Below are 24,423 nucleotides of genomic sequence, written 5' to 3'. Positions count from 1 at the left end.
AAAGAGCGTTCGGCAATCGCCGAAAGCCTTTCGCCCGCGCAGCGTCGCGGGTGCCATGATGGGAGGGTGGAATGACCGCACGAGCAGCCGTCCGCAGCACGGCGAAACGCAAACCGGAACAGCAGGCCAAGAGCGAGGCGATCGCGAAAGCCCGGGCGGTCGCGCCCGACGTGGCGGCGCGCATCGGCAGCACGCCGCGGACGAAATTCCGCGGCGACGCCGACATATTCGGCCGCCTGGTCGAGGATCACGACCGCCACCGCGCGCTGCTGGCGATGATCGAGGAGACCGAGGGCAAGTCGCCCGACCGCCAGCGACTGTTCCGCGAATTGACCAAGGAGCTGAAGGCGCATGCGGCGGCCGAGGAGCAGGCGCTGTGGTCGAGCGTGCTGCGCGATCCCGAGACCACCGACTTCGCGCGCCACGCGATCGCCGAGCACAAGGAGATCGACGACATGCTCGCCGACCTCGCCGCGCGCGACATGGCGTCGTCCGGCTGGCTGCGGCGGTTTGCGGGATTGAAGGACGAATATCTCCACCATATCCGCGAAGAGGAGCAGGAGCAGTTCGTCGCCGCCGAGGCGCATCTGAGCGCCACCGACGTCCGCTACATGCGCCGCGTCTTCAACCGCCGGAAGCGCGAGGAAAAGGCGGCCGCCAGGATCGAGCGGAAGATCAAGCTCAAGGACTGACGCATCGCGGCGGCGTTGCGCAGGATTTTCCGGCTACGCCCCTCCCCTCGTATATCCGCCAGCAAGTGCGGTCCTGCTCCCCGGCGTAAGCCGGGGTCCACGCGGAGGTAGCGCTACCCTTTCTGGACCCCGGCTTTCGCCGGGGAACGAGGCCCTGCAGGAAAAGGGACACCCCTCCCCCGGAGGGGAGGGATCGCTTCGAGCGCTTTACCGCACCAGCCGATACTGGAAGCTCAGCGTCAGCGTGTTGCCGACCTGCCCCGGCTCGACCGGCGCCTTGGCCATCTCCGCCTGCGCGACCATGCCGCGCGCATAGGGCATCGGCGGCTGCGGGCCCGAAAAGCCGCCTTCGCCGATCGACACCAGTTCGGCGCCGCGATAACCCGCGAGCCGCGCATAGTCGGCCGCCTTCGCCTCGGCCGCCTTGATCGCCGCGCCGCGCGCGCCGACCAGCATCGCGTCGGGGTCCTTCATCGCGAACCACGGCCCGTCGATATTGGTGCCGCCCGCCGCGACGAGCGTGTCGAGCAGTTCGCCGATCCGGTCGATCCGCTCCGTCGTCGCGCGCACGCTGTTCGTGACCTGATAGCCCAGGAAACGCGGCGGCTGGCCGTCGGTGCGATTGCTGTAATCATATTGCGGCGACAGGTTGATGCCGCTTGTCTGAATGTCCTCGGCCTTGATCCCGGCCTTCTTCGCCGCCGCGATCAGCTTGTCCATCGCCGCCGCATTCGTGCGCATCGCCTCGACCGCGGTCGGCGCGGTCGTCTGGACGCCGGCGCCGATCGTCGCCTGGTCGGGACGCGCCCGCACCTCTTCGTTGACGCTGAAGGAAAGAATGGGGCCCTGCGCCGTCGCTGTCGTCACCGTCGAACCTCCTGCCCCTTGCTGCGCGATCGCGGGCGCCGCGGCCGCCAGCATCCATCCGGCAGCCATAGCGGTGAGCATCTGCTTCGTCATTTCATTCTCCTGTTCACCGGAGGTCCGGTTCCTGATGATCGTCCCCCCCGTAACGCCGACGGAGCGAACCCGTTCCGGCCTTTGACCGCGCGGCGCTTGCATGAGGCTGAACGGACCGGTAGCGAGCCGTTCATCATGGCGGCTCCTATCTTATCCTACGAAGGACTCGGCCTGGTGCAGGGCACCGGCTGGCTGTTCCAGGATCTCGACATCTATATCGGCGCGCGCGACCGGCTGGCGCTGATCGGCCGCAACGGCGCCGGCAAGACGACGCTGCTCAAGCTGCTCGCCGGCTACATCGAACCCGACAAGGGCAAGCGCACCATCGTCCCCGGCACCCATGTCGTGCTGCTGGAGCAGGAACCCGACTTCACCGGCCATGCAACGCTGATGGACTATGCGACCAGCGGCGACCACGCGCCCGAGGCGCATGAAGTCGCGGCGATCGCCGACCAGCTCGGCATCGACATGGACCGCGCCGCCGCCAGCGCCTCGGGCGGCGAGCGCCGCCGCGCCGCCATCGCCCGCGCGCTCGCGCAGAACCCGGACGTGCTGCTGCTCGACGAGCCGACGAACCATCTCGACCTTGCGGCGATCGACTGGCTCGAATCCTGGCTGTCGCGCTTCACCGGCGCCTTCGTCGCGATCAGCCACGACCGTACCTTCCTGACCCGTCTGACGCGCCAGACGCTGTGGCTCGACCGCGGCAGCATCCGCCGCAAGGAAATCGGCTTCGGCGGTTTCGACGAATGGACCGAGGCGGTGTTTGCCGAGGAAGCCCGCGCCGCGCAAAAGCTGGATTCCAAGCTTCGGCTGGAGGCGCACTGGCTGGAGCGCGGAGTCACCGCGCGGCGCAAGCGCAACCAGGGCCGACTGGAAAAGCTCAAGGAAATGCGCGCGACGCGCGCCGCGATGATCGGCGGCCCCGGCGTCGCCAAGCTGGGCCTCGCCAACGACGACGTGCGGTCCAAGTCGGTGATCGTCGCGGAGAATATCTCCAAGACGTTCGGCGGCCGCACGATCATCAGGGATTTCACCTTTCGCGTCCAGCGCGGCGACCGCATCGGCATCGTCGGCGCGAACGGCGCGGGCAAGTCGACCCTGCTCAAGCTGCTGACCGGCGAGATCCGGCCCGACGAGGGCACGGTTACGCTTGCGCCGACGCTGGACGGCATCGTCATCGACCAGCAGCGCAGCCTGCTGTCGCCCGAAAAGAGCGTGCGCGACATCCTCGCCGACGGCGGCGACTGGGTCGACGTGCGCGGGGCGCGCAAGCATGTGCAGGGCTATCTGAAGGATTTCCTTTTCGACCCCTCGGTCGCCGAGGCGAGCGTCGGCGCGCTGTCGGGCGGCGAGCGCTCGCGTCTGCTGCTCGCGCGCGAATTCGCCCGCGAATCGAACCTGCTCGTCCTCGACGAGCCGACCAACGACCTCGACCTCGAAACGCTCGACCTGTTGCAGGAGGTGATCGCCGATTATCAGGGAACGGTGCTGCTCGTCAGCCACGACCGCGATTTCCTCGACCGCACGGTGACGGTGACGCTGGGTCTAGACGGATCGGGCAAGGTCGACATCGTCGCGGGCGGCTATGCCGACTGGGAGGCGAAGCGCAGCAAGCCGGCGGCCGCGAAGGCCCGAACCGCGACGGCCGACACGGCTCCGCCGCCACCGCCGCAGGCGCGCAAGAAACTGAGCTACAAGGACCAGCGCGACTACGACCTCCTGCCGGCCCGCATCGAGGAGATCGAAGCGGAAATGGCAAGCATCGAGACCGAACTGTCCGACGGCAGCCTGTTCACGCGCGACAATGCACGCTTCACCGCGCTGACGACGAAACTCGACACGTTGCGCGACGAAAAGGCGGCGGCGGAGGATCGCTGGCTGGCGCTCGCCGAGGAAGTCGAGGCACTGGGATAACGTCGACTTAGGGGTGGTAAGCGGCCATGGCCTTCTTGCGTCATCCCGGACTTGATCAGGGATGACGATCAGAGAGGTTCGCTTGCAGCCGCCCCCATCCGGAATCACCCTATCCCGTAAAACCGCGCCAGCCGGTCGAGCGCCAGCCCCAGCACCAGCTTGCCCGACCGCGCCGGCCAGCCGAGCGCCTTTTCCGCGCCGCCGATCCCCTCGCCCGCGCAGATCACGCGCCAGCAGATGTCGGCGAGCCCCGGCCCGACATGGTCGATCGCCGCGTGAAAGCGCCGGTGCGCATCGATCCGGGCGAGCGAGGCGTCCGATGCCCGCGCGCCGCCGCGGCTTTTCGCAGGCGGCGCCGCATCCCAGCGCATCGTCACCCGCGCCGCCAGCCCCGCGCGCTCATAATCGGCGCGCAGCCGTTCGCCCGCGGCAAGCTGCGGCGCGGTCAGCAACCCGCGCGCGGCGAGCCAGGCGATCGGGCTTTCGGCGACATTGACCGTGACATGCCGCATCACCTGCGGCCCCGTCTTGCCAGGATCGATCCGGTCGTCGGGATGGAGGCGGGTTTCGAGGCGGCGTGCGGTCATCGGCTTCTCCTTTGGGGTGTCCGGAAAGATTCGCGTTCAAACCGCGCTTGACATCTGGATATTTTGTAGGAAAGAAAAAACCGATTTGGTTATCGGAGCCGCACCATGATCAACAGCATCCGCACCGTCCGCCGCGCAAAGGGCCTGACGCTGGAAGAGGTCGCGCAGCGATGCGACCCGCCGACGACCGCGCAGACGATCGGCCGGCTCGAAACCGGCACGCGCACCCTTTCGCTCGGCTGGATGAACCGGATCGCGAAAGCGCTCGGCGTCGAGGCGGCCGAACTCGTCCGGCTTCCGCAGGACGCGCAGCTTACGATCACCGCGCTGCTCGGCGCCGACGGCGCGCAGGCACCGACGCGGGTCGAGCAGGCGCTGACCGCGCGGCCGGGCGAGGACATGGTCGCGGTGCGCGTCACCTCGTCGATCGGCGACTATCGCGCGGGCGACGAAATCTGGTGCCGGCGGATCGAGGGCGACTGGACGGCTGCGCTCAACCGCGACCTGCTCGTGCCGCGCCCCGCCGGGCGCTACATCTTCGCCCGCCTGCTCAACGTCGACGGCGAAAAGCTTCATCTGCTGCCGCTCGGGGTCGGGCAGCGGCAGCAGGTGGTGAGCAATCCGCTCTGGGCCGCGGTCGCGGTGCGGCTGATCCGCACGCTGTGAGGTTCGCTCCCATGTTCCAGCCTCTCGCCCTTGCGACCCCGGACCCGATCGGCAATTATTCCTTTTCCACAGGTAACCGTTCCCCGGCGAAAGCCGGGGTCCAGATGGCACAGCGCTGCCCCGTTTGGACCCCGGCTTTCGCCGGGGCACAGGCCCTTACTTGCCTGAAGGCTATGTACGCCGACCCGATCCGGGGGAAGCAATCCAGGGCGGTTCGCGCACGCTTGGGATTGCCGCGTCGCCTTCGGCTCCTCGCAATGACGCATTCCGTCTATCCGTCGCCGTGACGCTCCGTATCCTCTCGATCGCCACGCTGTTTCCCGACGCGGCGCGGCCGAACTTCGGGCTGTTCGTCGAAAGGAGCCTGCGCGCGCTGGCGCAGCAGCCGGGCATCGCCCTGACCGTCGTCGCGCCGGTCGGCCTGCCGCCCTTCCCGCTGTCGCTCCACCCGCGCTATCGCGCGCTGCGCAGCCTGCCGCGAACCGAGACGTGGAACGGCATCGCCGTGCATCGTCCGCACTTCCCGCTGATCCCGCGCCATGGCGCACGCTTCAACCCCGCGCTGGTGGCGCGCGCGGTGCTGTCGGCGGTGCGCGGCGCGGCGTTCGACGTCGTCGACGCGCAATTCTTCTATCCCGACGGCCCCGCCGCGATGCGGGTCGCGGCGGCGCTCGGCCTGCCCTTCTCGGTCAAGGCGCGCGGCGCCGACATCAGCCATTTCGGCCATGCCGCAGCGACGAAGGCCCAGCTGCTCGCCGCCGCCGACGGGGCCGCCGGGCTACTCGCCGTCTCCGAAGCGATGCGCCGCGACATGGCGGCGATCGGAATCGATCCCGGCAAGGTCGCGATCCATTACACCGGCATCGACGGCGAGCGCTTCCGCCCCGGCGACCGCGCCGCCGCGCGCGCGGCGCTCGGCATCGGGACCGATCCCGTCATCGCCACCGTCGGCGCGCTGATCCCGCGCAAAGGCCAGGCACTGGTGATCGAGGCGCTGCCCATGCTGCCGGGGGTGCACTATTGGCTTGCCGGCGCGGGGGAAGAAGAAGGCCGCTATCGCGCGCTTGCCGAGCGGCTCGGCGTCGCCGGGCGGGTCCACATGATGGGCCCGGTCGCCAACGCCGACCTGCCGACGCTCTATCGCGCCGCCGATGCGGTGGTGATGCCGTCGGTCAGCGAAGGGCTGGCCAATGCCTGGGTCGAGGCGCTCGCCTGCGGTACGCCGATCGTGATCAGCGACGCGGGCGGCGCGGCCGAACTCGTCGCTTCACCGGCCGCCGGGCGCATTGTCGAGCGCACGCCCGACGCCATCGCCGCGGCGGTGCGCGCAATCCTCGCGGCGCCGACCGGGCAAGCGGAGGTCGCGGCCAGCCTCGCCGGCCGCTTCGACTGGGACCGCAACGGCCGCGAACTCGCCGACCATCTGCGTCGCTGCGCGGGACGATAGGCCCCGCCGGGTATCAGACCACCGCGCCGTCGTCCGAGCGCGCGACACGCTCGGCGCCGCTGGTCGCGGCCGAGGTGCGCGGCACGAAGCTGTGCGGGCCGACCTTCAGCCAGACCAGCACCGGCGTCGACATCAGCACCGACGAATAGGTGCCGACGAACACGCCGAGCAGCATCGCGGCGGTGAAGCCGAAGATCACGTCCGGCCCGAAGACGAGCAGCACGCCCAGCGCCAGGAACATCGCGACGCTGGTCATCACCGTGCGCGACAGCGTTTCGTTGATGCTGAGGTTGAGCAGCGGAATAATTTCCATCTTGCGGTATTTCTTCAGATTCTCGCGAATCCGGTCATAGACGACGATCGTGTCGTTGAGCGAATAGCCGACGATCGTCAGCAGCGCCGCGACGCTGTTGAGATCGAACTGCAACTGCGTCACCGCAAAGAAGCCGAAGGTCAGCGACACCTCGTGGAACAGGCGGCCGAGCGCCCCGACGCCGAACTGCCATTCGAAGCGGATCCAGATGTAGATGGAGATGCCCAGCACCGCGAGCGCCAGGCTGATCGCGCCGGTTCGCAGCAGTTCGTCCGATACCTTGCCCGAAACGGTTTCAACCGCGCCCGTTTTCGCGTTGGGGAAAGCCTTGTGAATCCCGGCGACCAATTGCTCGCCGGCACGATCGGCGCTTTCCTTGTCGCCTTCGGGCAATCCCGTGCGGATGGACACCGCGCTGTCCGAACCGAATTGCTGGATCGTCGGTTCGCCGAGTCCGATCTTGTCCACCTCGCTCCGGATCTCTTCGATCGGCGGCATCGTGCCCACGAAATCGACGCGGACCGACTGGCCGCCGACGAAATCGACGCCCAGGTTCAACCCGCGCACCGCGACGAGCGCGATCGAGATGACCACGAGCAGGAAGCTCATGGTCGAGGCGACCTTCCGCCAGCGCAGAAAGTCGATGTTCGTATCGTCGGGGACGAGTTTCAGCAGGCGCATCGTTCAGCTCCCTCAGATATGGATCGCCGTCGGGCGCTTGGCGCGAAGCCAGTGCGCGACGAACATGCGCGTAACGGTGACGGCGGTGAAGACGCTGGTCACGATACCGATGGTCAGCACCACCGCGAACCCCTTGATCGGGCCCGACCCGAACCAGAACATCAGCGCCGCCGCGATGACGTTGGTGACGTTGGCGTCGAAGATCGCGCGGCTCGCCTCGGTATAGCCCAGCTCCACCGCCTGGAACGGCCGGCGTCCGCGTTTCAACTCCTCGCGAAGCCGCTCGTTGATCAGCACGTTCGCATCGACCGCGGCACCGATGGTCAGCACGAAGCCCGCGATGCCCGGCAGGGTCAGCGTCGCGTTGAACGCCGCCATGGTCGCGATAATCAGGAAGACGTTGAAGATCAGCGCGATGTTCGCATAAACGCCGAAGCGGCCATAGACGACGAGCATCAGCACCAGCACCGCGACGGTCGCGATGATCCCGGCGATCACGCCCTTCTCGATCGAATCGGCGCCGAGTTCGGGGGTCACCGTCCGTTCCTCGACCACCGTCATCTTCACCGGCAGCGCGCCCGAGCGCAGCGAGATGGCGAGCGCATTGGCGCTGGCGACCGAGAAGCTGCCCGAAATCTGCGCGCTGCCGCCTAGGATCGGCTCGTTGATCGAGGGCGCCGAAAGCACCTGGCCGTCGAGTACCATCGCGAAGCGCTTGCCGACATTCTGCGCGGTGACGCGCGCGAAAGTGCTCGAGCCCGCGGCGTCGAACCGGATCGTCACCACAGGCTGGTTCGACTGCGGATCATAGCTTTGCCGCGCGTCGATGAGCTGCTCGCCGCTGATCATCACCTGTCGGCTCAACACCTCGAAAGGCGCCCCGCCGCCTTCGCCCTTGGCATAAGGCACGATCTCGCTGCCGACCGGCACGCGGCCCTGCATCGCCTCGTTCGGGTCGGCGTTGGCGTCGACCATGCGGAATTCGAGCCGCGCGGTCTTGCCGATCAGGTCCTTCAGCGCCTTCGGGTCCTGAAGCCCCGGCACCTGGACGACGACCCGGTCGTCACCCTGGCGGATGATCGTCGGCTCGCGCGTGCCGAGCGCGTTGACGCGGCGGTCGATGATGTCGCGCGCGGTATCCATCGCGCGGCTGACCGCCTGTGCCTGCCCGGCGCGGGTCGGGGTCAGCACGATGCGCGTCGTGTCGACGACGTCGATGTTCCAGTCGCGCTGGCCGGTCAGCCCGGCGCCCTGCGTCTCGGCAAACAGCCGCTCGCGCGCGGCATCGAGCTTCGTCTGGTCGCGGACGAGGAAACTGATCTTGCCGCCCGCATTCGACAGTTCGCCGATCGCGATGTCGTCGTCGGCGCCGCGTTCGCCGCGCATCGCGGTACGCACCGTCTTTTCCATGTTGGCCAGCTGCGTCTTCTGCAGGTCGGCGACGTCGGCCTCGAGCAGAAGGTGGCTGCCGCCCGCAAGGTCGAGGCCGAGGTTGACCTTGATCTGGGCAAAGCCGGGAAGGCTTTCGAATGCCTTCGTCGGCAGGAAGCTGGGAATGGAAAAGAGGATGCCGGCCAGCAGGATGAGGCTGATGCCGAGGGTCTTCCAGCGCGGGAAATCGAGCATGACTGGGATTCCGTTGGTCTGGGCGGAAGCGGCGGTCGCCGCCGCCGCATCAGTCGTTGGCGGGCTTGCCGCCGGGCTGGAGAACGTCCGACAGGGTCGATTTGACGACCTTGATCTTCACGCCCTGCGCGATTTCGACATCGGCGAAATCATCGTCGACGCGCGTCACCTTGCCGACGATGCCGCCGCCGGTAACGACCTGGTCGCGCGGCTTCACCGCCGCGATCTTGGCGCGATGTTCCTTCATCCGCACCTGCTGCGGGCGGATCAGGAAGAACCAGAACACAACGAAGATCAGGACATAGGGCGCCAGCATCAGCAGGCTGGCGGCCCCGCCCCCCGATCCGGCCGCCTGGGTCAGAAGCAGTGTCGTCGACATGGATGAAAACTTTCCGTTCGAAAGCGCCGCCGCCCGCAGGAAGGGCCGGCGCATAGAAATCTGGCGCGGCGCCTATCACGCAGGGGCGGCGCGCGCAACCGGCGGCTTGAGCCCTCCCCGCGACAGGCCGCGGCAAGATGGGGACCGGACAGCGCCGATCAAGGGTCGCCATCCGTCCGTCGCATATCGCCTCCGGCTCTCCTCAGGAGAGCCTTGCATCGCCGGCCAAGCCGCGCTAGGGGCCTCGCCTGCCCAATCGGGCCGGTCGGGACGTAGCGCAGCCTGGTAGCGCATCACACTGGGGGTGTGGGGGTCGGAGGTTCGAATCCTCTCGTCCCGACCAATTTTCTTCGATTATATTCAATCGCTTATGCGAGTCCGCTTGGCGGCTGGACTTCGATTCGCGCCTATTCGCCACCCGCTGGTGGTGCACTGGTGGTGCGGTCAATCCAGAACACCTGGCCGCTCGGGAAGGCTCGTAAGCGCTCCCTTGTCGTCCGAATCCCGGAGGCCATCAACGGGGATCAATCCCCGGAAACAGGCATGTCCTGCCGCGCCGAAACGTAGAATAATATGGCGGCGCCCGGCGCGCAGAGGGCCACCAGCGCCGCAAGCGACCACCGCAAACCATCCGCGCCGAACAACAGGTCCGACATCAAGGCCACGCCAAGCGGCCCGAACGTCATGCCGATCAATCCGATAAGCAGATAATAGAGCGCCGCGGCCATGCCCCGTTGATGAGGCGGAATAGCCGCCTGAAAAGCCGCGATGCCGAGGCCGGAAGGCACGGTATAGGCGAACAGGCCCGCCGCCAGCCACGCGAGGGCCGCCGAGGCAGTGCTGCTGGCAAAGCCGAGCGCCATCAACGGAGCGACCAACGCCGCAGCGCCGGCGCATGCGATCAGCGAGGGCGTCCCCCACCGCGCCGGAATCCTGCCGGCGAGCCAGGCACCGAACAGCCCGCCGGCGCCGCCGAAAAGCAACAGCACCAGCCCGTATTGCAGACCGACCTCGCCCGGGGACATGCCGTAGCTCCGCATGAAGAAGGCGGGAATCCAGCCCAGAAGCCCATAGGCGAGAACGGCATAGAGCGTCATCGCCATCAGGAGCGGCCCCAGCGACCGGCGGTGCAGCCGCAGATGAGCGTAGAGCGATGGTCCGCCCTGCGGCTTGAGCGAAGCGCCGGATCCACGGCGCGGTTCGGTCATCGTCAGCGCCGCCGCCGTGACGATGAATCCGCCCGCTCCGACGATGATGAAGACAGCTTTCCAGGATGCGATGTCGCCGACGAACGGCATGGCGAAGCTTGGGGTCGATGCGACTAGAGCGACCACCAGGCCCCCGACAATCAGGGACGCGCCTGCGCCCATGCTCGATGCCGCGGTATAGACACTCATCGCCAGGGCACGCTTCTCCGGCGGAAAGGAGTCGGAAATCAGCGAGATGGCGGAAGGCGGCAAGGCAGCCTCTCCCGCGCCCACGCCCAGGCGCGCCGCCAGAAGCTGCCCAAAGCTATGCGAAAATCCGCACGCAACCGTGGAGGCGCACCAGATGGCGCTGCCGGCGGCGACGAGCATAGGGCGCGAGAAACGATCCGCCAGCCATCCGAAAGGCAGGCCGAGCAGCGTGTAGAGGAGCGCGAAGGCCACCCCCTGCAACAAGGCGAATTCGGTGTCGCTGAGATCGAGGTCCGCCTGGATCGGTTCGACGAGCAGCCCGATGAGCACCCGATCGACAAAGGAAATCAGATAGGCGGCAAACAGCACGGCGACCGTCCACCACGCCGTTCGACCGGGCGGATAGAGCGGAAGGGGTGCAGTGGGTGCGCCGTCGCCTTTCGTCATATGATGCCGCGCTCCAATGCGTCCCTGTGCCGCGGATCGGCGATCGCGATCAGACGCCGCCGCCGCTCGGCCTCATCGCATCCCTGCAGTTCCGTCGCACCGAATTGCGTCGCCACGACGTCGACGTCGGTGCGCGGCGTGGAAACGCGCGCGAGGGGCCGCGCCGTGATCCCGCTTGCGGACCCGTCGCCGGGACTCGCGTTGAGCGCGATTATGCTGCGTCCTCCAGGAGCTTGCGCCGCGGCCCGCGCGAAGTCGGGCTGTCCCCCGATCGCGCCGACGAAGCGTGATCCCGCCATCTCTCCATTCACCTGTCCCTGCAAATCGACGGACAAGGCACCGTTCACCGCGACCATATTGTCTTGTTCGATCGCCCCGAGGTGCGTTTCATCCACACCGGCCAGTTCGATGGCGGCATTACGTTCCACGAACCTGTAAAGGGCGGCATCGCCCATCACCGAACCGATCGTCGCGATTCCGGGCTTGCGGCTTTTCCGTGCGCCCGTGGCCGCGCCGCGCTCGATCAGGCCCGCCAATCCCTTGCTCAAAAGGCCGCTGTGAATGCCAAGGTCGCGGCGATCCCCGATAAGGTAGGTCAAGGCTTCGGGTACGCTGCCGACGCCCAGTTGCAAGGTCGCGCCATCCTCGACGTAAGGGGCAATATGGCCGGCGATCCTGCGTGCGACATCGTCGGGCGGATGTACCGCGAGTTCCGGCGGCGCGCGATCAGTCGGAACGATCACGTCGATATCCTCCGGCCCCACGGAGATGCCGTGCAGCGTAGGCAGCGCGCTGCTGACCTCTGCAATGACCACGCGCGCGTGACGAATGGCATCACGCAAATAAAGAGCCGTCAGCCCGAGCGAATATCTTCCGTCCGGTCGCGGCGGCGGCAAAGCGATCATCACGACATCGAAAACCATGCGGCGCGCGGCGAGCAATCGCGGAATGCGCCCCATGGAAACGGGTACGATGTCCAGCACCGCCGCGTCCGCGAGCCGCCGCGTCGTGCCCAACGCCCCATAGCTGCGAAAGCGGATGGCGTCGGCATGCTCGGCCCGAAACGTGCCGGCAAGGCCCATGCCGACGAAAACCGAGACGTCCGTCAGCGCGTATCGCTGCGCCAGAAAGGCTTCCGCAAGGGACCGGGGCTCGGACGCGCATTCGGCAAAGAGGACTGTATCGCCCGGACGTACGAGCGCCGCGAAATCAATCGCTCCAGGCGCGACGCGCCTCACCCCCGGTCACTCGCTCCGGTCGGCACAGCTTCGGCTTGCCTTACCGCAGGCCCGTCGATCACGAAGCGATCGGCCGACCTCCGCGCCAACTTGTCGATGACATCGAGGCCGTTCGCCGGCGCGGAGATGAGCAAATGGAGCGAGGGGGCGATCATGCCGCGGGCATACGGTGCATCAGCGCGGCCCGCTCACACACGGCCACCAGTTCATCGGCCTGATTATAAGCCTCGTGAACGAAGGTCACGATGCCCTGATCGGGGCGCGAGCCACTCTCCCGCTTGTCCTTGACGATCGTGACGACGCGAATCGTGTCGCCGTGAAAGACCGGCTTGGGAAAGCGCACGTCGGACATCCCGAGATTGGCGACCGTCGTGCCGAGGGTGGTATCATTCACGGTCATCCCGATCATCAGACCGAGCGTGAAGAGCGAGTTCACAAGAGGTCTTCCGAATTCGGTCGTCTTCGCGAATTCAAAGTCGATATGCAGCGGCTGAACATTCAGCGTCAGATTCGAAAAGAGCATGTTGTCATATTCGGTCACGCTACGCCGCCACGGATGCTCGAACCGCTGGCCGACCTCGAACTGCTCGAACCACAGGCCGCTCACAGGAGCGAATCCGCAAGGCGCAGCGCGATCGCGTCCTCCGACGCACCCAGTCCAGCCGCGGCATCGCCAAGCGTCGCGGTCGAGACCCGGCTGCCGGTGCGCTGAATGTCGCCCGCCAGCGTCCGCGCCGCGGCCAGCGCCAGCCACATGCGCGCATCGCCGTCCGCGACCGTTTCCGCCGCTTCGATCGCCATCGCACTCTCGGCCAGGCGAACATGGAAGGCGGGATCGTCCGACTGCCCCCCCGCAGCACTGGCAAGCCAGGCTTCATAGCTCGCCCGTACTGCCCCCAGCAGATCGCCGAGCTTTCCGGGCGGGGGTGCGGTCAGCCCGCGAGCGCCGCCCGCCTCGCCCCGCCTGGCTTCCGCACGGCCGATGATCGATCGCTGCACCTCGGACGCCCCCTCATAAATCGTCGTGGGCCGGGCGGCGCGAACGAGCGCCTCGATCTCCTGACCCACGATCACGCCGCGTCCGCCGTGGATCTGCTGGGAATCGTGGATCACCTCGAGCGCGGCTTCGGTCGCGAAAGCCTTGGCGATCGCGCCTTCGACGACCGTGCGCTGACCCGCATCGCGAAGCTGCGCGGCGCGTGCGACCAGGGCGGCCCCGCCGGCGACGAGCGCCGCCATGCGCCCCAGCTTGAGTCGGATGCCAGGCAGCGCCGCGAGAGGCGCGCCAAAGGCCTGGCGGCTTTTCGCCACGTCGAGCGCGAGATCCAGCGCGCGCCGCGCCATGCCGACGGTTGCCGCGCCAACCGACGGCCGGAAGATCTCCAGCGTGCCGAGGGAAGCCCGAAGCCCGTCGCCCGATTCCCCGAGCCGTTGCCTGTCGGACACCCTGCATTCGTCAAAATCGAGGTAGCCGATCGCGTGCGGAGCCTGGAGGTGGATATCGCCGCGCGCGGTGAAACCGGGAGTATCCTTTTCGATGAGAAAGGCCGTCACCGCGCGCCGGTCCTCTTCGCCGCCGGTCCGGGCGAAGGTGATATAGACATCGGCGTCGGGTGCGCCGGAAATGAACATCTTCGAGCCATTGATGATCCAGTCCTCGCCGTCCCGGCGGGCACGGGTCTTCATTCCGAGAACGTCGGATCCGCTGTGAGGTTCGGTCAGCGCAAAGGAAAAGAGCATGCTGCCCGACGTCAGACCCGGCAGATAGCGCGCATGCTGGTCATCGCTGCCCATGCGAAGGATGGCGCTGGTGCCAAGGCCCTGGATGGCAAAATGCGTATCTATCAGCGGCTCATGATAGCCGAAGCGTTCGCGCAGCAGGCACAACAGATGCGAATAGCGGTCGAGCTGGCCGGCACCGCCATAGGCCTCCGGGAGGGCCAGTCCGAACAGATTTTCCCTCGCCAGCGCTTCGATCAGCGGGCGACAGGTGCGGTCGTGTTCGGGCCATGAACGCACGATAGGCACAAGCGTGTCGCGACACAGCCGATCGACCCGATCGATAAGGGCTTGATCGTCCATATAAGCGGAAGCACCTGTTCGCGCAGTGGAATTCATGGGTTTCACCTCATTTGGCTTCGGGCGCGACGAGACCGGAACGCCCTGCCGCTTGACAGTGGATATCTACACATACTACTCAGTAGGTCAATAGCGATGCGGGGCTTGGTCGGGCATCGTGACAGCGACATTCGCGGCGCGAATGCCGGCAGCAAAGGGAGTAGAACGCTTGGCCCAAATGTCTGACGAACGGCTCTTGCATGCCTATCGGATCATGGAGCGTTCGATATTGCTCGAGCGCGCCGTGCTTCGCCTCATCGAGGATGGCACGGCTCGCATCTTGCTGCATTCGGGACGCGGGCAGGAAGCGATCGGCACTGGAACATGCGCTGCGCTGCGGCCGGACGACATGCTGTTCTACAGCCACCGCGGCGTAACCCAGCTGCTTGCGAAGGGCATGCAGGTCGGGCCGCTGCTGGGGGATTTCCTCGGCAGGGTGGACGGCGCGACGGGCGGCCTCGGGGCGGGCATCGTGCACGCCGTCGACCCCTCGCTTGGCCTGATGGGATCGAGCGGGACGCTCGGCGGCGGCTTCGTTCTCTCGGCGGGTGCGGCCCTTGGGGCTCGCAAGCTTGGCGACGACCGGGTCTCCGTCCACATTTTCGGCGAGGGGTCCGCAAATCGGGGGACCTTCCATGAAGCGGCCAATGCCGCAGCGCTTTGGAAGCTGCCGATGGTATGGCTTTGCGAGAACAACGGTTATTCGGTCTCGGTCGCGCATCGGGACGCGACATCCGTCGAAAATGTGGCGGACCGGGCGCTGGCATATGGAATGCCAAGCAAAATCGTCGACGGACAGGATGTAGAGGCGGTGCATGATGCCGTGGAGGAAGCGGTGGGCCGCGCACGGGCCGGCGATGGCCCCACGTTGATCGAGGCGAAAACCCTCCGCTTTCGCGGGCATTATGAAGGCGATCCCCAGACTTACCGCGACAAAGCGGAGTTGGAAGCGATGAAAACGCGCGATCCTCAGGCGATCGCGGCGCAGAGGCTTCTCGAAAGAGGTGTGGAACAGCATCGTCTCGACCAGATCCGGGCCGAGGAGGCAGAGGCGATGGAACGCGCTGTCGAGCATGCGCTATCGGCCGCCAAGCCCGGGCCCGAGCGAATTTTCGAAGGACTGTTGAGCGCGGGAGGCGCCGCATGAGCGAAGAGCCGGCCAATGGCGTGCGTACGCTGAGCTACCGCGCGGCGCTGCGCGAGGCGCTGATCGAGGAGATGCAGCGCGACGAGCGCGTTTTCATGATGGGGCAAGACGCCGGCCCATTCGGAGGCGTGTTCGGCGTCTCGAAGGGATTGTCCGACATGTTCGGAACCGATCGCGTCTTCGATACGCCGATTTCCGAAGCCTTCATCGTCGGCGGCGGCGTGGGCGCAGCGCTCGCCGGGGCGCGCCCGATCGTGGAACTGCAATATGCGGATTTCGCCCTGATCGCGATGGACGAAATCGTCAACAAGGCCGCAAAGTGGCGCTACATGCATGGCGGCAAGCAAACCGTGCCGCTCGTCATTCGCGCGCCCGAGGGCGTCGTCGGGGGACTTGGTCCCGAACATTCCCAATCGCTGGCACAATATTTCTGGCACAGCTTCGGCCTGAAGGTCGCGATGCCGGCGACGCCCGCCGATGCGAAGGGAATGCTGAAGGCGGCGATCCGGGACGACGACCCCGTGCTGTTTCTCGAAAACAAGTCCCTCTACAATCGACGCGGTCCGGTGCCCGATGGCGATTATATCGTGCCGCTCGGCGTTGCCGCGACGCTGCGCAAGGGCGATGCCGTGACCATCGTTGCCTGGTCGCGCATGGCCACCATCGCGCTCGAAGCGGCCGGGCTGCTGAACGATCGGGGCATTTCCTGCGAAGTGATCGATCCGCGGGGTATTCGTCCTTTGGATCTGGACGCCATCCTGGCATCGGTGAAACGCACCGGACGCCTCGTCGTCGTGCACGAGGGGCCGGTCACGGGCGGCCTGGCGGGCGAACTGGTCGCCAAGGTCGTGGAAAACTGCTTTGCGTCGCTTCACGCCGCCCCCGTGCGCGTGGGCGGAGTCGATACCTATGTGCCACAGAATCTCGATCTAGAAGGCTTGCTGACTCCGCCCGTCGCGGCGGTGGTCGATGCAGTCGAAACCGTGCTGGGCGCCTCTCGGATAAAGGGATGAACATGTTCGACATCAAACTGACCAAGCTCGGCCAAACCATGGAAGAAGGCACGGTGACGGCCTGGTTCAGAACCGTCGGCGAGCGATTCGAGGTGGGAGACCCGCTCTATGAATGCGAGACCGAGAAGGCGCTGACCGAAGTCGAGGCGACACGGGCGGGTATATTGCGCGAGATACTGGTGTCCGACGGGGATGTCGTCGAAGTGGGAACGGTGATCGCACGCGCCGACGAGGTGGACTAACATGGGCACCACGCTCGAAACGCTGGCGGGCGTACCCAAGGCCATGGCGGGCGCGATGGCGCGAAGCTGGTCGGAGATACCGCATTTTGCCGAAATCATCCTGATCGATGCCGCCCCGATGCAGGCACGCCTCGCGGCGGAACGCGCGCGGCTTGCGGACGATCCCGTCGCGCCGCGCATCTCGATCAACGATATCGTCGTCCATGCCGCCATAGCGGCGCTGGTCGAGGAGCCGGCCCTCAACGGCATATTCGCCAACGGCAAGATCGAAAGGCCCGACACGATTTCAGTCGCCGTCGCGGTCGCCACCGACCATGGGTTGATGACTCCCGTCCTGCGGGACGCGAACGACCTCACATTGCCCGAAATATCCGCCCGGATCGTCGAATTGCGAGCGGCCGCAGCCGCGCGGCGGCTGGCACCCGATCAATTCGAAGGCGCCGTGATGACGATTTCGAATCTCGGCGCTTATGGCATCGATACGGGCTTCCCCACCATCAACCAGCGCCAAAGCGCCTTGCTGTTCGTCGGCTCTCTGGCGCAGCGTCCCTTCGTGATCGATGGCGCCGTCGTCGCGCGGCCGACGATGTATCTGACACTCGCGTGTGATCATCGCATGGTCGATGGCCTTACGGCGGCGCGTTATCTCGCTTCGCTGCGCGGGCTTTTGACGGGAGCGGCCGAATGATGGGACATCTTGCGGGACGCGTCGCGGTGGTAACCGGCGCCGGACAGGGTCTGGGACGCAGCTACGCGATTGGTCTGGCGCGCGCGGGCGCGCGCGTCGTGGTCAACGACATCGGCCGCGCGGAAACCGATACGGGACCCGCGTCGACGGCGCATCTGGTGGCTAAGGAGATTTGCAACAAAGGCGGCGAGGCTGTCGCCAACACCGACAGCGTCGCCACCGCCGCCGGGGGACAAGCCATCGTCGATGCGGCAACAGAGGCTTTCGGGCGGATCGACATCCTCGTTTCCAATGCGGGGATCGAGCGCAATCAAAGCTATGCGAAATCCACCGCAAGCCAGTGGGACGACGTGATCGACGTCCACCTTCATGGCACGCACCATCTGTGCCGGGCCGCCTGGCCGAAGATGATCGAACAGCGTCACGGGCGGCTGATACTCGTGACGTCCCCCTCCGGCTTGTGGGGCAATTTCTCCCAGGCATCCTATGCGGCGGCGAAGATGGGCATTATCGGGCTCGCGAACGTCCTCGCGATCGAAGGCAGGCGCTACGGGATTCTCGTCAACAGCCTGGCGCCCATTGCGACGACTCCGATGTCGGAGCATCTCCTTTCGCCCGAATTGGCCGCGAACCTGTCGCCGGACAAGGTGACGCCCGCCGTTTTGAAGCTGGCGTCGGACGACCTCGAGACCAGCGGAGCCATCATCGTCGCGGGAGGCGACTGGTTCGCGTCGGCTCATATAGCCGTCTCTCCGGGCGCGCGGATCACTGGCGGCGACAGCCTGGAGGCGGTGTGGGACAAGGTCGTCTCGAGCGACGGCCTGCGTCCCGGCGCCCCGCTCGATCCCGATACGTTGCACCGGATGTTCGTCGGATAGCGACAGCCATCCCCTTCCCGCATGCGGCCGCGGCCGTCCGGACCGACCTTTTTGAACAGCGACAGGCGGATTGACCATGAATTTTGAGCTTAGCGATACCCAGAAAGAAGTGCAGTCGGCGGTACGAGCGCTCGCCGGAACATTCGATGATGCCTATTGGCGCGAGCGCGACGAGAAACACGAGTTCCCCTGGGATTTCTACAATGCCTTTGCCGAGAAAGGCTGGCTCGGAATTGCGATTCCGGAAGCCTATGGCGGCAGCGGCCTCGGCATCACGGAAGCCGCGATCCTGCTGCAGGAAGTCGCGGCCTCCGGCGCAGCCATGAATGGCTGCAGCCCCATGCATCTGAGCATCTTTGGCGTCAATGTCGTGGCCAAACATGGCTCTGAGGAGTTGCGGCGCTCGCTCCTTCCCCGCGTTGCGAGCGGCGAATGCCATGTCTGTTTCGCCGTGACCGAGGCCGATGCCGGCACGGACACCACACGCATCCGGACCTTCGCCCGGCGAACGGACAACGGCTATGTCATCAACGGCCGCAAGATCTGGATCACCAAGGCCCTCGATTCCGAAAAGATGATCCTCGTCACCCGGACGAAACCACGAGAAGAATGCGCGAAGCCCACCGATGGCATCACGCTGTTCCTGATCGATATCGACCGTTCGAAGATTTCGATCCGGCCGATCGAAAAAATGGGCCGCAATGCCGTGGCCTCGACCGAAGTCTTTATCGACGATCTCGAAGTACCTGCGTCGGCCCGCATCGGGAAAGAGGGAGAAGGGTTCCGCTATCTTCTCGACGGGCTCAATCCCGAGCGGATCCTGCTCGCGCATGAATCTCTCGGCATCGGTTACGCGGCGCTGCGCCGCGCTGTCCGCTATGCCAATGAGCGCGTCGTCTTCAACAGGCCGATCGGCGCCAACCAGGCCATCCAGCACCCGCTAGCCCAGGCCCATGCGAACTTGCAGGCCGCCGAACTGCTGGCGCGCAAGGCGGCATGGCTTTATGATCGCGGAGAGTCGTGCGGAGCCGAAGCCAATATGGCAAAGCTCCTTTGCGCCGATGCGGCCTTTTACGCCGCCGACCGGGCCGTCCAGACGCTTGGAGGTCTGGGCTATGCCGCGGAATATGACGTGGAGCGATATTTCCGTGAAGCGCGTCTGATGCGTATCGCGCCCATCAGCCAGGAAATGGCGCTGAACTATATCGCCCAGCAAGTGGTCGGCTTGCCGCGATCCTATTGAGGAGGCAGGCGTGCGCGAAGGGCTGTTTGACCGCATCGAGCAACAAGATTCCGAGCGCGTGGCCCTCATCGTCACGCACGACACAGGCGACGAGCCCGTCCGCTACGGCACGTTGATCGAAGCGGCGCGCTGCTGGGCCGCGCTATTTGCCGCCAGGGGACTCGAACAGGGCGATCGGGTCGCGCTGTGGCTTCCGAATATTGCCGCATGGCCGGCAATCGAGCTGGCCGCGGCCTATAGCGGAGTGGTCGTCGTCCCGATCAATACGCGGTGGCGCGCGACAGAAATCGGTCATCTGCTTCGTCGAACGCGACCAGCGTTGATCATCCGCCCGATGGACTTCTGCGACGTCGATTTCGACGGAATTCTGGCCGAAGCGGCTGGGGATGGTCCGCATGCGCCGGTTCTGAAGCTGCCCTTGACCGGTGCCGCGCCGCCACACGCCGACTTCGCCAAGGGGACCGCCCGGCGCCTGACCGCCGACGCCCCCATCAACCTGCTTGCAACGAGCGGTTCCACGGGACAGCCCAAATTCGCCGTCCACCGCCAGTCCGCGCTTGCCATACGCTTTTCCGCCGCAGGCCGCCGGTTCGACATCGAAGGAGGCGATCTCGTCCTTTGTGCGCTGCCTCTATGCGGGATCTGGGGCCTGGGCATTACCCTCGCCACGCTCATGGCGGGCGGAACCGCGGTGCTCATGCCCGTCTTCGACGCGGAAAAGGCCGGGAAGACGATAGAACGCCTCGCCGTGGCCCATGTGCACGGCGGCGACAACCTCATCCTTGCCATCATCGACGCCCTCGCCCCGTCGGCGTTACCCCTGCGATCCTGGCGCAGCTGCTATTTCGGCGCCTTCACCGGGCGATCGCCCGCGGACGTCATCGATGCCGTGGAGCGTTGCGGTCCCGGTCTGCGGGCCGCCCAAGCCTATGGATCCTCCGAAGCGCTGGCCTTCGTGGCGGGCTGCGGCCCCGAAGCCCCCCGCGCGCTTCGCGAACTGGCTGGCGGACCATTGCTCGACAGCGCGACCAGATTTCGTGTCGTCGACCCGGATTCGGGCGAGCCGGCCCGGATCGGCGGGCAAGGAGAAATCCAGTTGGCGGGGCCCACCGTGACCCAGGGCTATTTTGACGACTGCGACGCGTCCCGTGCGGCATTCACGCAAGACGGCTGGTTTCGCACGGGCGATCTCGGCGAGCGCGCTAGCGACGGCTTTCATTTCATCGCCAGGATGGGAGACGCCCTGCGCCTGCGCGGCACATTGGTCGACCCGTCCGAAATCGAGGCCGCCCTTTGCCTTCACCCAGCGGTCGACGAGGCCCATGTCGTCGGCGCGAAGCGGCCGAACGAAGGCGATGTCGCGGTGGCCTTCGCGCGTCTTCGTCCGGGCGCCGATGTCGCGGAAGCCGATCTGCGGTCGTTCGTCGCCTCCACACTCGCACGCTACAAGGTACCCGAGCGTATCGTGATGGATTTCGACATCCCGGTCACCGTCAGTGCGAACGCCACAAAGGTTCGCAAGGACATTTTGCGGGATGTCGCGGCCGGCTATCTCGCCGTGACGCCTTCCAGAATATAATCCACGATGATGTCGGCGATTTTGGCGCGCCCCTCATCGGTCGTCTGCTCACGATCAATGTACCACATCGTGGTCCAGTTGAGCGACCCCAGCAGCGGCTTGGCCAGCAGCTTTGCGTCGGTCTGGCGAAACACGCCGGTTTCCATCCCGCGTTCCAGCGTGGCGACGAACAGCATTTCGTAATTGCGCCTGATCTTCGCGATATCGCTTACGAAATCCTGCTGCTTCTCGTTCACGAACAAATCGGTCGTGGACAACAGCGTGACGCGCGTGAAGGCGAGATTCTCCATCACGATCAATGCGTGGCGCCGCGCCATCGCGCGAAGCGCTTCGACCGGGTTACCGGCTGCATCGCGTTCGGCCTGGACGGCGTCGAACATCATCTCCAGCACATGGCGATGGATGTCCATGAGGATATCCGCCTTGCTGCGATAATAATGATAGACGCGGCCCTTCGTCGCACCCATCTGATCGGCGATTTCGTCAATCGATGCCCGCGCATATCCAAGGCGCATGAAGGCGTCGGTGGCGGCGACCAGAATCTCCTGCCGTCCCTCTTCATTCCTGTTCGGCCGTGCTCTGGTCGCAACGCGTTTTCCGGACGGCTTGGGTTCTGTCATGTCAGTCAGCTTCGGTTCCCCCTCATGCTTATCTAGCGAGCGCTACTCCATCCCGCAAAGTCTTGTCGAGCAGGCTGACCACAAGACCAGCCTGCCCGCTTCAGAATTGGAACGAGATTTCCGCGCCATAGGTGCGCGGGGCGGCAAAGCGCGACACTTCGTCGTTCAGCGCATAGTTGACGTTGACGCGATAGGCCTCGTTCGTGAGGTTCCGGCCCCACAGGGCCGCCGTCCATCCATCCGCAGACTTGAAGGAGATGCGCGCGTCGAGAAGGCCGTAAGGCTTCTCATATTGGGCATTGGTCGGGAACCAGTAGGATTTGCCCTTGTGCGTATAGTTGGCGCGCAGGCTGATTTCATCCCCGTTCGCGCCGACCGGCAGGTCATACTGGAATCCAACATTATATTGCGATTTGGGAGTGCGCTGCAGGAATTTTCCGGTGTTGTCGTTGCCGAGCGAGTCGGTGAAATCGATATATTTCGTATCGAGCACCGTCAGGCTGCCGAACAGCTGCAATCCGGTGATCGGGATCAGCTGAGCCTCAAGCTCGATTCCCCGAATACGCGCATCGGCCGCGTTGTCGGTCACGCTGCAAAGGCAATTGCTGTCGGTCTGCGTCACCTGAAGGTCGCGGTAATCCATCTGGAACAGCGCGACGTTGAGGCGAGCGCGTCGGTCGAGAAAATCCCATTTGGCGCCAAGCTCGTAATTCTGGACGGTTTCAGGATCGTAGCTGATGCGCGCGGCGATGGCGTTTGCAGGCGTATCTTCAAATCCACCGCCCTTGTAGCCGGCAGAATAGGTCGCATAGACGAGGAAACGGGGCGTCGGCGTGAACTCCAGCGTGAACTGGGGCGTCAGCTTGCTCCAGCTGTCGCTATAGTCGGCATCGAAGGATTCTCCAGTAGCCAGCCCGACCCCGAGCGGCGACAGGGGCACCGTTCCGCCGGGATTGAAGCGGTCACCCGTCTCGACCGCCGTTCCGGCCACCCTTCCCCGCTTCTTGTCGTGCGAATAGCGAAGGCCCGCGACCGCGCGCAACGAAGGCGAGAAACGATAGCCAAGTTGGCCGAACGCCGCCCAGGTCTCGCTGATCGCATGGTTATGCCAGAGCGATTCGCCGGAAAGCTGATCGAGCGCCACCATCGGCACTTCGCCCCAGAAATGGTCGATCTTGGTGACATTGTCGCGCTGATGATAGGCGCCCACAATCCAGTCGAAACCGACATCCACCGGCTTGGAAACGATCCGCAGTTCCTGGGAGAACTGGCGCGCATCTTCGCTTTCGCCGACCGGCGTGGTGAACAGCGTGGGCGAAATAACGCCATATCCGTTGATGGGTCCGAGACCGGTCTGGTCATATTGGCTGTTGGCCTTGCCGTCCCGGTAGCCGATCACCGCTTCGATCGTGGCGATGTCGCCGAGGCCCTTGCTGATCTGCGCATTGACGCCGATGGCGTCGCGCACCATGCCCTGGGGCGTGGCGGCCGCATCGCCCGCGAAGATCGGATGCTGCGGCAACGCCTCACGGATCGTGAGCGGCCTGCCGCGCAGAGCCCCGATTTGCTCCCGTGCCGCGCTCCACGGTCCACGGCCCGCATCGGGCCCGTCGATAGCGATCTGCGCGATTCCGTTCGATTCGTCGTGGGTCACGTCAACGATCAGGCGTGCCCGAAAGTCTGAATCCTGCGGTTCGAACAGCAATTGTCCGCGAGCCTGGAGGCTGCGGACATCATCGAGGTTCCGATTGTTGAGGAGGTCGCGTGAATAACCGCTGTTGCGATGAGTCTGAAACGAGAACCGCGCCGCGACGGTATCGGACAGGCCCCCGGTCACATGCCCGCGAACCAGCAGGTCGTCCAGATTGCCATAGGATATGCTGAAGCTGCCGGACGGCGTGAAGCTGGGGCTGGCGGTGATGATGTTGATCGCACCGCCCACCACATTTCTGCCAAGCAGCACGCCTTGCGGGCCGCGCACCACCTCGACGCGTTCGACGTCATAAAGGTCGAAATTGAACAGCCCGGGGCGCCCGACGTAAACATCGTCGATGAAAATGCCGATTGACTGGTCGGCCGACGGCGAATCGAGCCGGGTGTTTGTGATGCCGCGAATGTTGAATTCCTGGTCGAGGCCGGAGATCGCGGTGAAAGACAGCGACGTCGTTCGTTTGGCGACGTCCTCAAAGCTCAGAATCCGGTCTTCCGCGAGCGTCTCGCCACCCAGGGCGCTCACTGCGATCGCCGACCGTTGCAGGCCGACCTCACGCTTCTGGGCCGTAACGACGATGTCCTGGAGCTGGTTGCCCGATCGATCGCGCTGAGCAGCCGGAGAGGATGCGTCCGCCGCGGAATCCTGCGCGACCGCAGGCACCGAAATCAGCCCCGCCGACAGAGCCAGGAGCGATGGTATGAGATGCTTCTGCATGTAAATTTCCTCCCACAATTGATTTCCGGACCCCATTATCTTCAGGATCAATTTTTATGACCTACTCAGTAGTATGTATTTTAAGCTACCCCTGTCAAGAGGGGTTGACGGACATTC

The 24,423-nt window shown here is 65.5% G+C and carries 22 protein-coding genes and 1 tRNA gene; 12 read left to right on the top strand and 11 right to left on the bottom strand.

What is annotated here, in order from left to right; genetic code table 11:
- The first annotated feature begins 71 nt into the window (after positions 1–71).
- On the top strand, positions 72–692 hold the full coding sequence (locus tag C3E99_RS05695; RefSeq protein ID WP_083675108.1) for a hemerythrin domain-containing protein: 621 nt from the start codon (positions 72–74) through the stop codon (positions 690–692).
- 207 nt (positions 693–899) lie between these two features.
- Here the strand turns inward: C3E99_RS05695 and C3E99_RS05690 are convergent, their stop codons facing one another.
- Complete coding sequence (locus C3E99_RS05690; RefSeq protein WP_234002617.1) at positions 900–1,652, bottom strand: SIMPL domain-containing protein; 753 nt, start codon at positions 1,650–1,652, stop codon at positions 900–902.
- 135 nt (positions 1,653–1,787) lie between these two features.
- Here C3E99_RS05690 and C3E99_RS05685 point away from each other — a divergent pair, with 135 nt between their 5' ends.
- Positions 1,788–3,569: an ABC-F family ATP-binding cassette domain-containing protein gene (locus tag C3E99_RS05685; protein WP_076075811.1), complete on the top strand. Its 1,782-nt coding sequence runs from the start codon at positions 1,788–1,790 to the stop codon at positions 3,567–3,569.
- 104 nt (positions 3,570–3,673) lie between these two features.
- Here C3E99_RS05685 and C3E99_RS05680 read toward each other — a convergent pair whose 3' ends face one another.
- Positions 3,674–4,156, bottom strand: a complete 483-nt coding sequence (locus C3E99_RS05680) for a DUF6456 domain-containing protein (RefSeq protein ID WP_311879805.1) — start codon at positions 4,154–4,156, stop codon at positions 3,674–3,676.
- Between the two features lie 105 nt (positions 4,157–4,261).
- Here C3E99_RS05680 and C3E99_RS05675 point away from each other — a divergent pair, with 105 nt between their 5' ends.
- Entirely contained in the window at positions 4,262–4,822 is a 561-nt protein-coding gene (locus C3E99_RS05675; protein WP_076075814.1) for a helix-turn-helix domain-containing protein, read from the top strand.
- A 283-nt stretch (positions 4,823–5,105) separates the two neighbouring features.
- Complete coding sequence (locus C3E99_RS05670) at positions 5,106–6,269, top strand: glycosyltransferase (protein WP_076075817.1); 1,164 nt, start codon at positions 5,106–5,108, stop codon at positions 6,267–6,269.
- A 13-nt stretch (positions 6,270–6,282) separates the two neighbouring features.
- Here the strand turns inward: C3E99_RS05670 and secF are convergent, their stop codons facing one another.
- The 3 genes from secF to yajC are packed head-to-tail and all read right to left on the bottom strand — an operon-like array spanning position 6,283 to position 9,268.
- Positions 6,283–7,263 (bottom strand): protein translocase subunit SecF, encoded by a 981-nt coding sequence (secF, locus tag C3E99_RS05665; protein WP_076075819.1) that lies wholly within the window; start codon positions 7,261–7,263, stop codon positions 6,283–6,285.
- 12 nt (positions 7,264–7,275) lie between these two features.
- Entirely contained in the window at positions 7,276–8,889 is a 1,614-nt protein-coding gene (gene secD, locus C3E99_RS05660) for a protein translocase subunit SecD (RefSeq protein ID WP_076075822.1), read from the bottom strand.
- A gap of 49 nt (positions 8,890–8,938) precedes the next feature.
- Positions 8,939–9,268 carry a preprotein translocase subunit YajC gene (yajC, locus tag C3E99_RS05655; protein ID WP_067105717.1) on the bottom strand — a complete coding sequence of 110 codons (330 nt, stop codon included), beginning with the start codon at positions 9,266–9,268 and terminating at the stop codon, positions 8,939–8,941.
- 266 nt (positions 9,269–9,534) lie between these two features.
- Between yajC and C3E99_RS05650 the strand changes: the two genes are divergently transcribed.
- Positions 9,535–9,611, top strand: a tRNA-Pro gene (locus tag C3E99_RS05650).
- A 181-nt stretch (positions 9,612–9,792) separates the two neighbouring features.
- Here the strand turns inward: C3E99_RS05650 and C3E99_RS05645 are convergent.
- The 4 genes from C3E99_RS05645 to C3E99_RS05630 form a co-directional block, all read right to left on the bottom strand.
- On the bottom strand, positions 9,793–11,112 hold the full coding sequence (locus tag C3E99_RS05645; protein WP_104959529.1) for an MFS transporter: 1,320 nt from the start codon (positions 11,110–11,112) through the stop codon (positions 9,793–9,795).
- Positions 11,109–12,350: an acetyl-CoA hydrolase/transferase family protein gene (locus C3E99_RS05640; protein WP_104959528.1), complete on the bottom strand. Its 1,242-nt coding sequence runs from the start codon at positions 12,348–12,350 to the stop codon at positions 11,109–11,111. Before C3E99_RS05640 ends, C3E99_RS05645 begins: the two co-directional genes overlap by 4 nt.
- 151 nt (positions 12,351–12,501) lie before the next feature.
- Positions 12,502–12,957: a MaoC family dehydratase gene (locus C3E99_RS05635; protein WP_104959527.1), complete on the bottom strand. Its 456-nt coding sequence runs from the start codon at positions 12,955–12,957 to the stop codon at positions 12,502–12,504.
- Positions 12,954–14,432, bottom strand: coding sequence for an acyl-CoA dehydrogenase family protein (locus C3E99_RS05630; protein WP_158682144.1), 1,479 nt, complete (start codon positions 14,430–14,432; stop codon positions 12,954–12,956). The genes C3E99_RS05635 and C3E99_RS05630 overlap by 4 nt, the downstream gene beginning before the upstream one ends.
- Positions 14,433–14,646: 214 nt before the next feature.
- Between C3E99_RS05630 and C3E99_RS05625 the strand changes: the two genes are divergently transcribed.
- From C3E99_RS05625 to C3E99_RS05595, 7 genes are all read left to right on the top strand, one after another.
- Positions 14,647–15,615: a thiamine pyrophosphate-dependent dehydrogenase E1 component subunit alpha gene (locus tag C3E99_RS05625; RefSeq protein WP_158682142.1), complete on the top strand. Its 969-nt coding sequence runs from the start codon at positions 14,647–14,649 to the stop codon at positions 15,613–15,615.
- Positions 15,612–16,628, top strand: a complete 1,017-nt coding sequence (locus C3E99_RS05620) for an alpha-ketoacid dehydrogenase subunit beta (RefSeq protein ID WP_104959524.1) — start codon at positions 15,612–15,614, stop codon at positions 16,626–16,628. The genes C3E99_RS05625 and C3E99_RS05620 overlap by 4 nt, the downstream gene beginning before the upstream one ends.
- 2 nt (positions 16,629–16,630) lie before the next feature.
- Positions 16,631–16,870: a biotin/lipoyl-containing protein gene (locus tag C3E99_RS05615; RefSeq protein ID WP_158682140.1), complete on the top strand. Its 240-nt coding sequence runs from the start codon at positions 16,631–16,633 to the stop codon at positions 16,868–16,870.
- A 1-nt stretch (position 16,871) separates the two neighbouring features.
- Complete coding sequence (locus tag C3E99_RS05610) at positions 16,872–17,558, top strand: 2-oxo acid dehydrogenase subunit E2 (RefSeq protein ID WP_104959522.1); 687 nt, start codon at positions 16,872–16,874, stop codon at positions 17,556–17,558.
- Positions 17,555–18,436, top strand: coding sequence for an SDR family NAD(P)-dependent oxidoreductase (locus C3E99_RS05605; RefSeq protein WP_199775069.1), 882 nt, complete (start codon positions 17,555–17,557; stop codon positions 18,434–18,436). Before C3E99_RS05610 ends, C3E99_RS05605 begins: the two co-directional genes overlap by 4 nt.
- A gap of 76 nt (positions 18,437–18,512) precedes the next feature.
- Positions 18,513–19,679, top strand: coding sequence for an acyl-CoA dehydrogenase family protein (locus C3E99_RS05600; RefSeq protein WP_104959520.1), 1,167 nt, complete (start codon positions 18,513–18,515; stop codon positions 19,677–19,679).
- 10 nt (positions 19,680–19,689) lie between these two features.
- Entirely contained in the window at positions 19,690–21,258 is a 1,569-nt protein-coding gene (locus tag C3E99_RS05595) for an AMP-binding protein (RefSeq protein ID WP_104959519.1), read from the top strand.
- Here C3E99_RS05595 and C3E99_RS05590 read toward each other — a convergent pair.
- Together C3E99_RS05590 and C3E99_RS05585 are read right to left on the bottom strand one after the other, a co-directional pair.
- Positions 21,228–21,878 (bottom strand): TetR/AcrR family transcriptional regulator, encoded by a 651-nt coding sequence (locus C3E99_RS05590; protein WP_104959518.1) that lies wholly within the window; start codon positions 21,876–21,878, stop codon positions 21,228–21,230. The two genes, C3E99_RS05595 and C3E99_RS05590, sit on opposite strands and share 31 nt — an antisense overlap.
- Positions 21,879–21,978: 100 nt before the next feature.
- On the bottom strand, positions 21,979–24,306 hold the full coding sequence (locus tag C3E99_RS05585; RefSeq protein ID WP_158682138.1) for a TonB-dependent receptor: 2,328 nt from the start codon (positions 24,304–24,306) through the stop codon (positions 21,979–21,981).
- Between the last annotated feature and the right edge of the window lie 117 nt (positions 24,307–24,423).

The organism is Sphingopyxis sp. MG, assembly GCF_002953155.1.
Classification (GTDB): domain Bacteria; phylum Pseudomonadota; class Alphaproteobacteria; order Sphingomonadales; family Sphingomonadaceae; genus Sphingopyxis; species Sphingopyxis granuli.
This window is presented reverse-complemented; position numbering and strand designations above follow the sequence as displayed.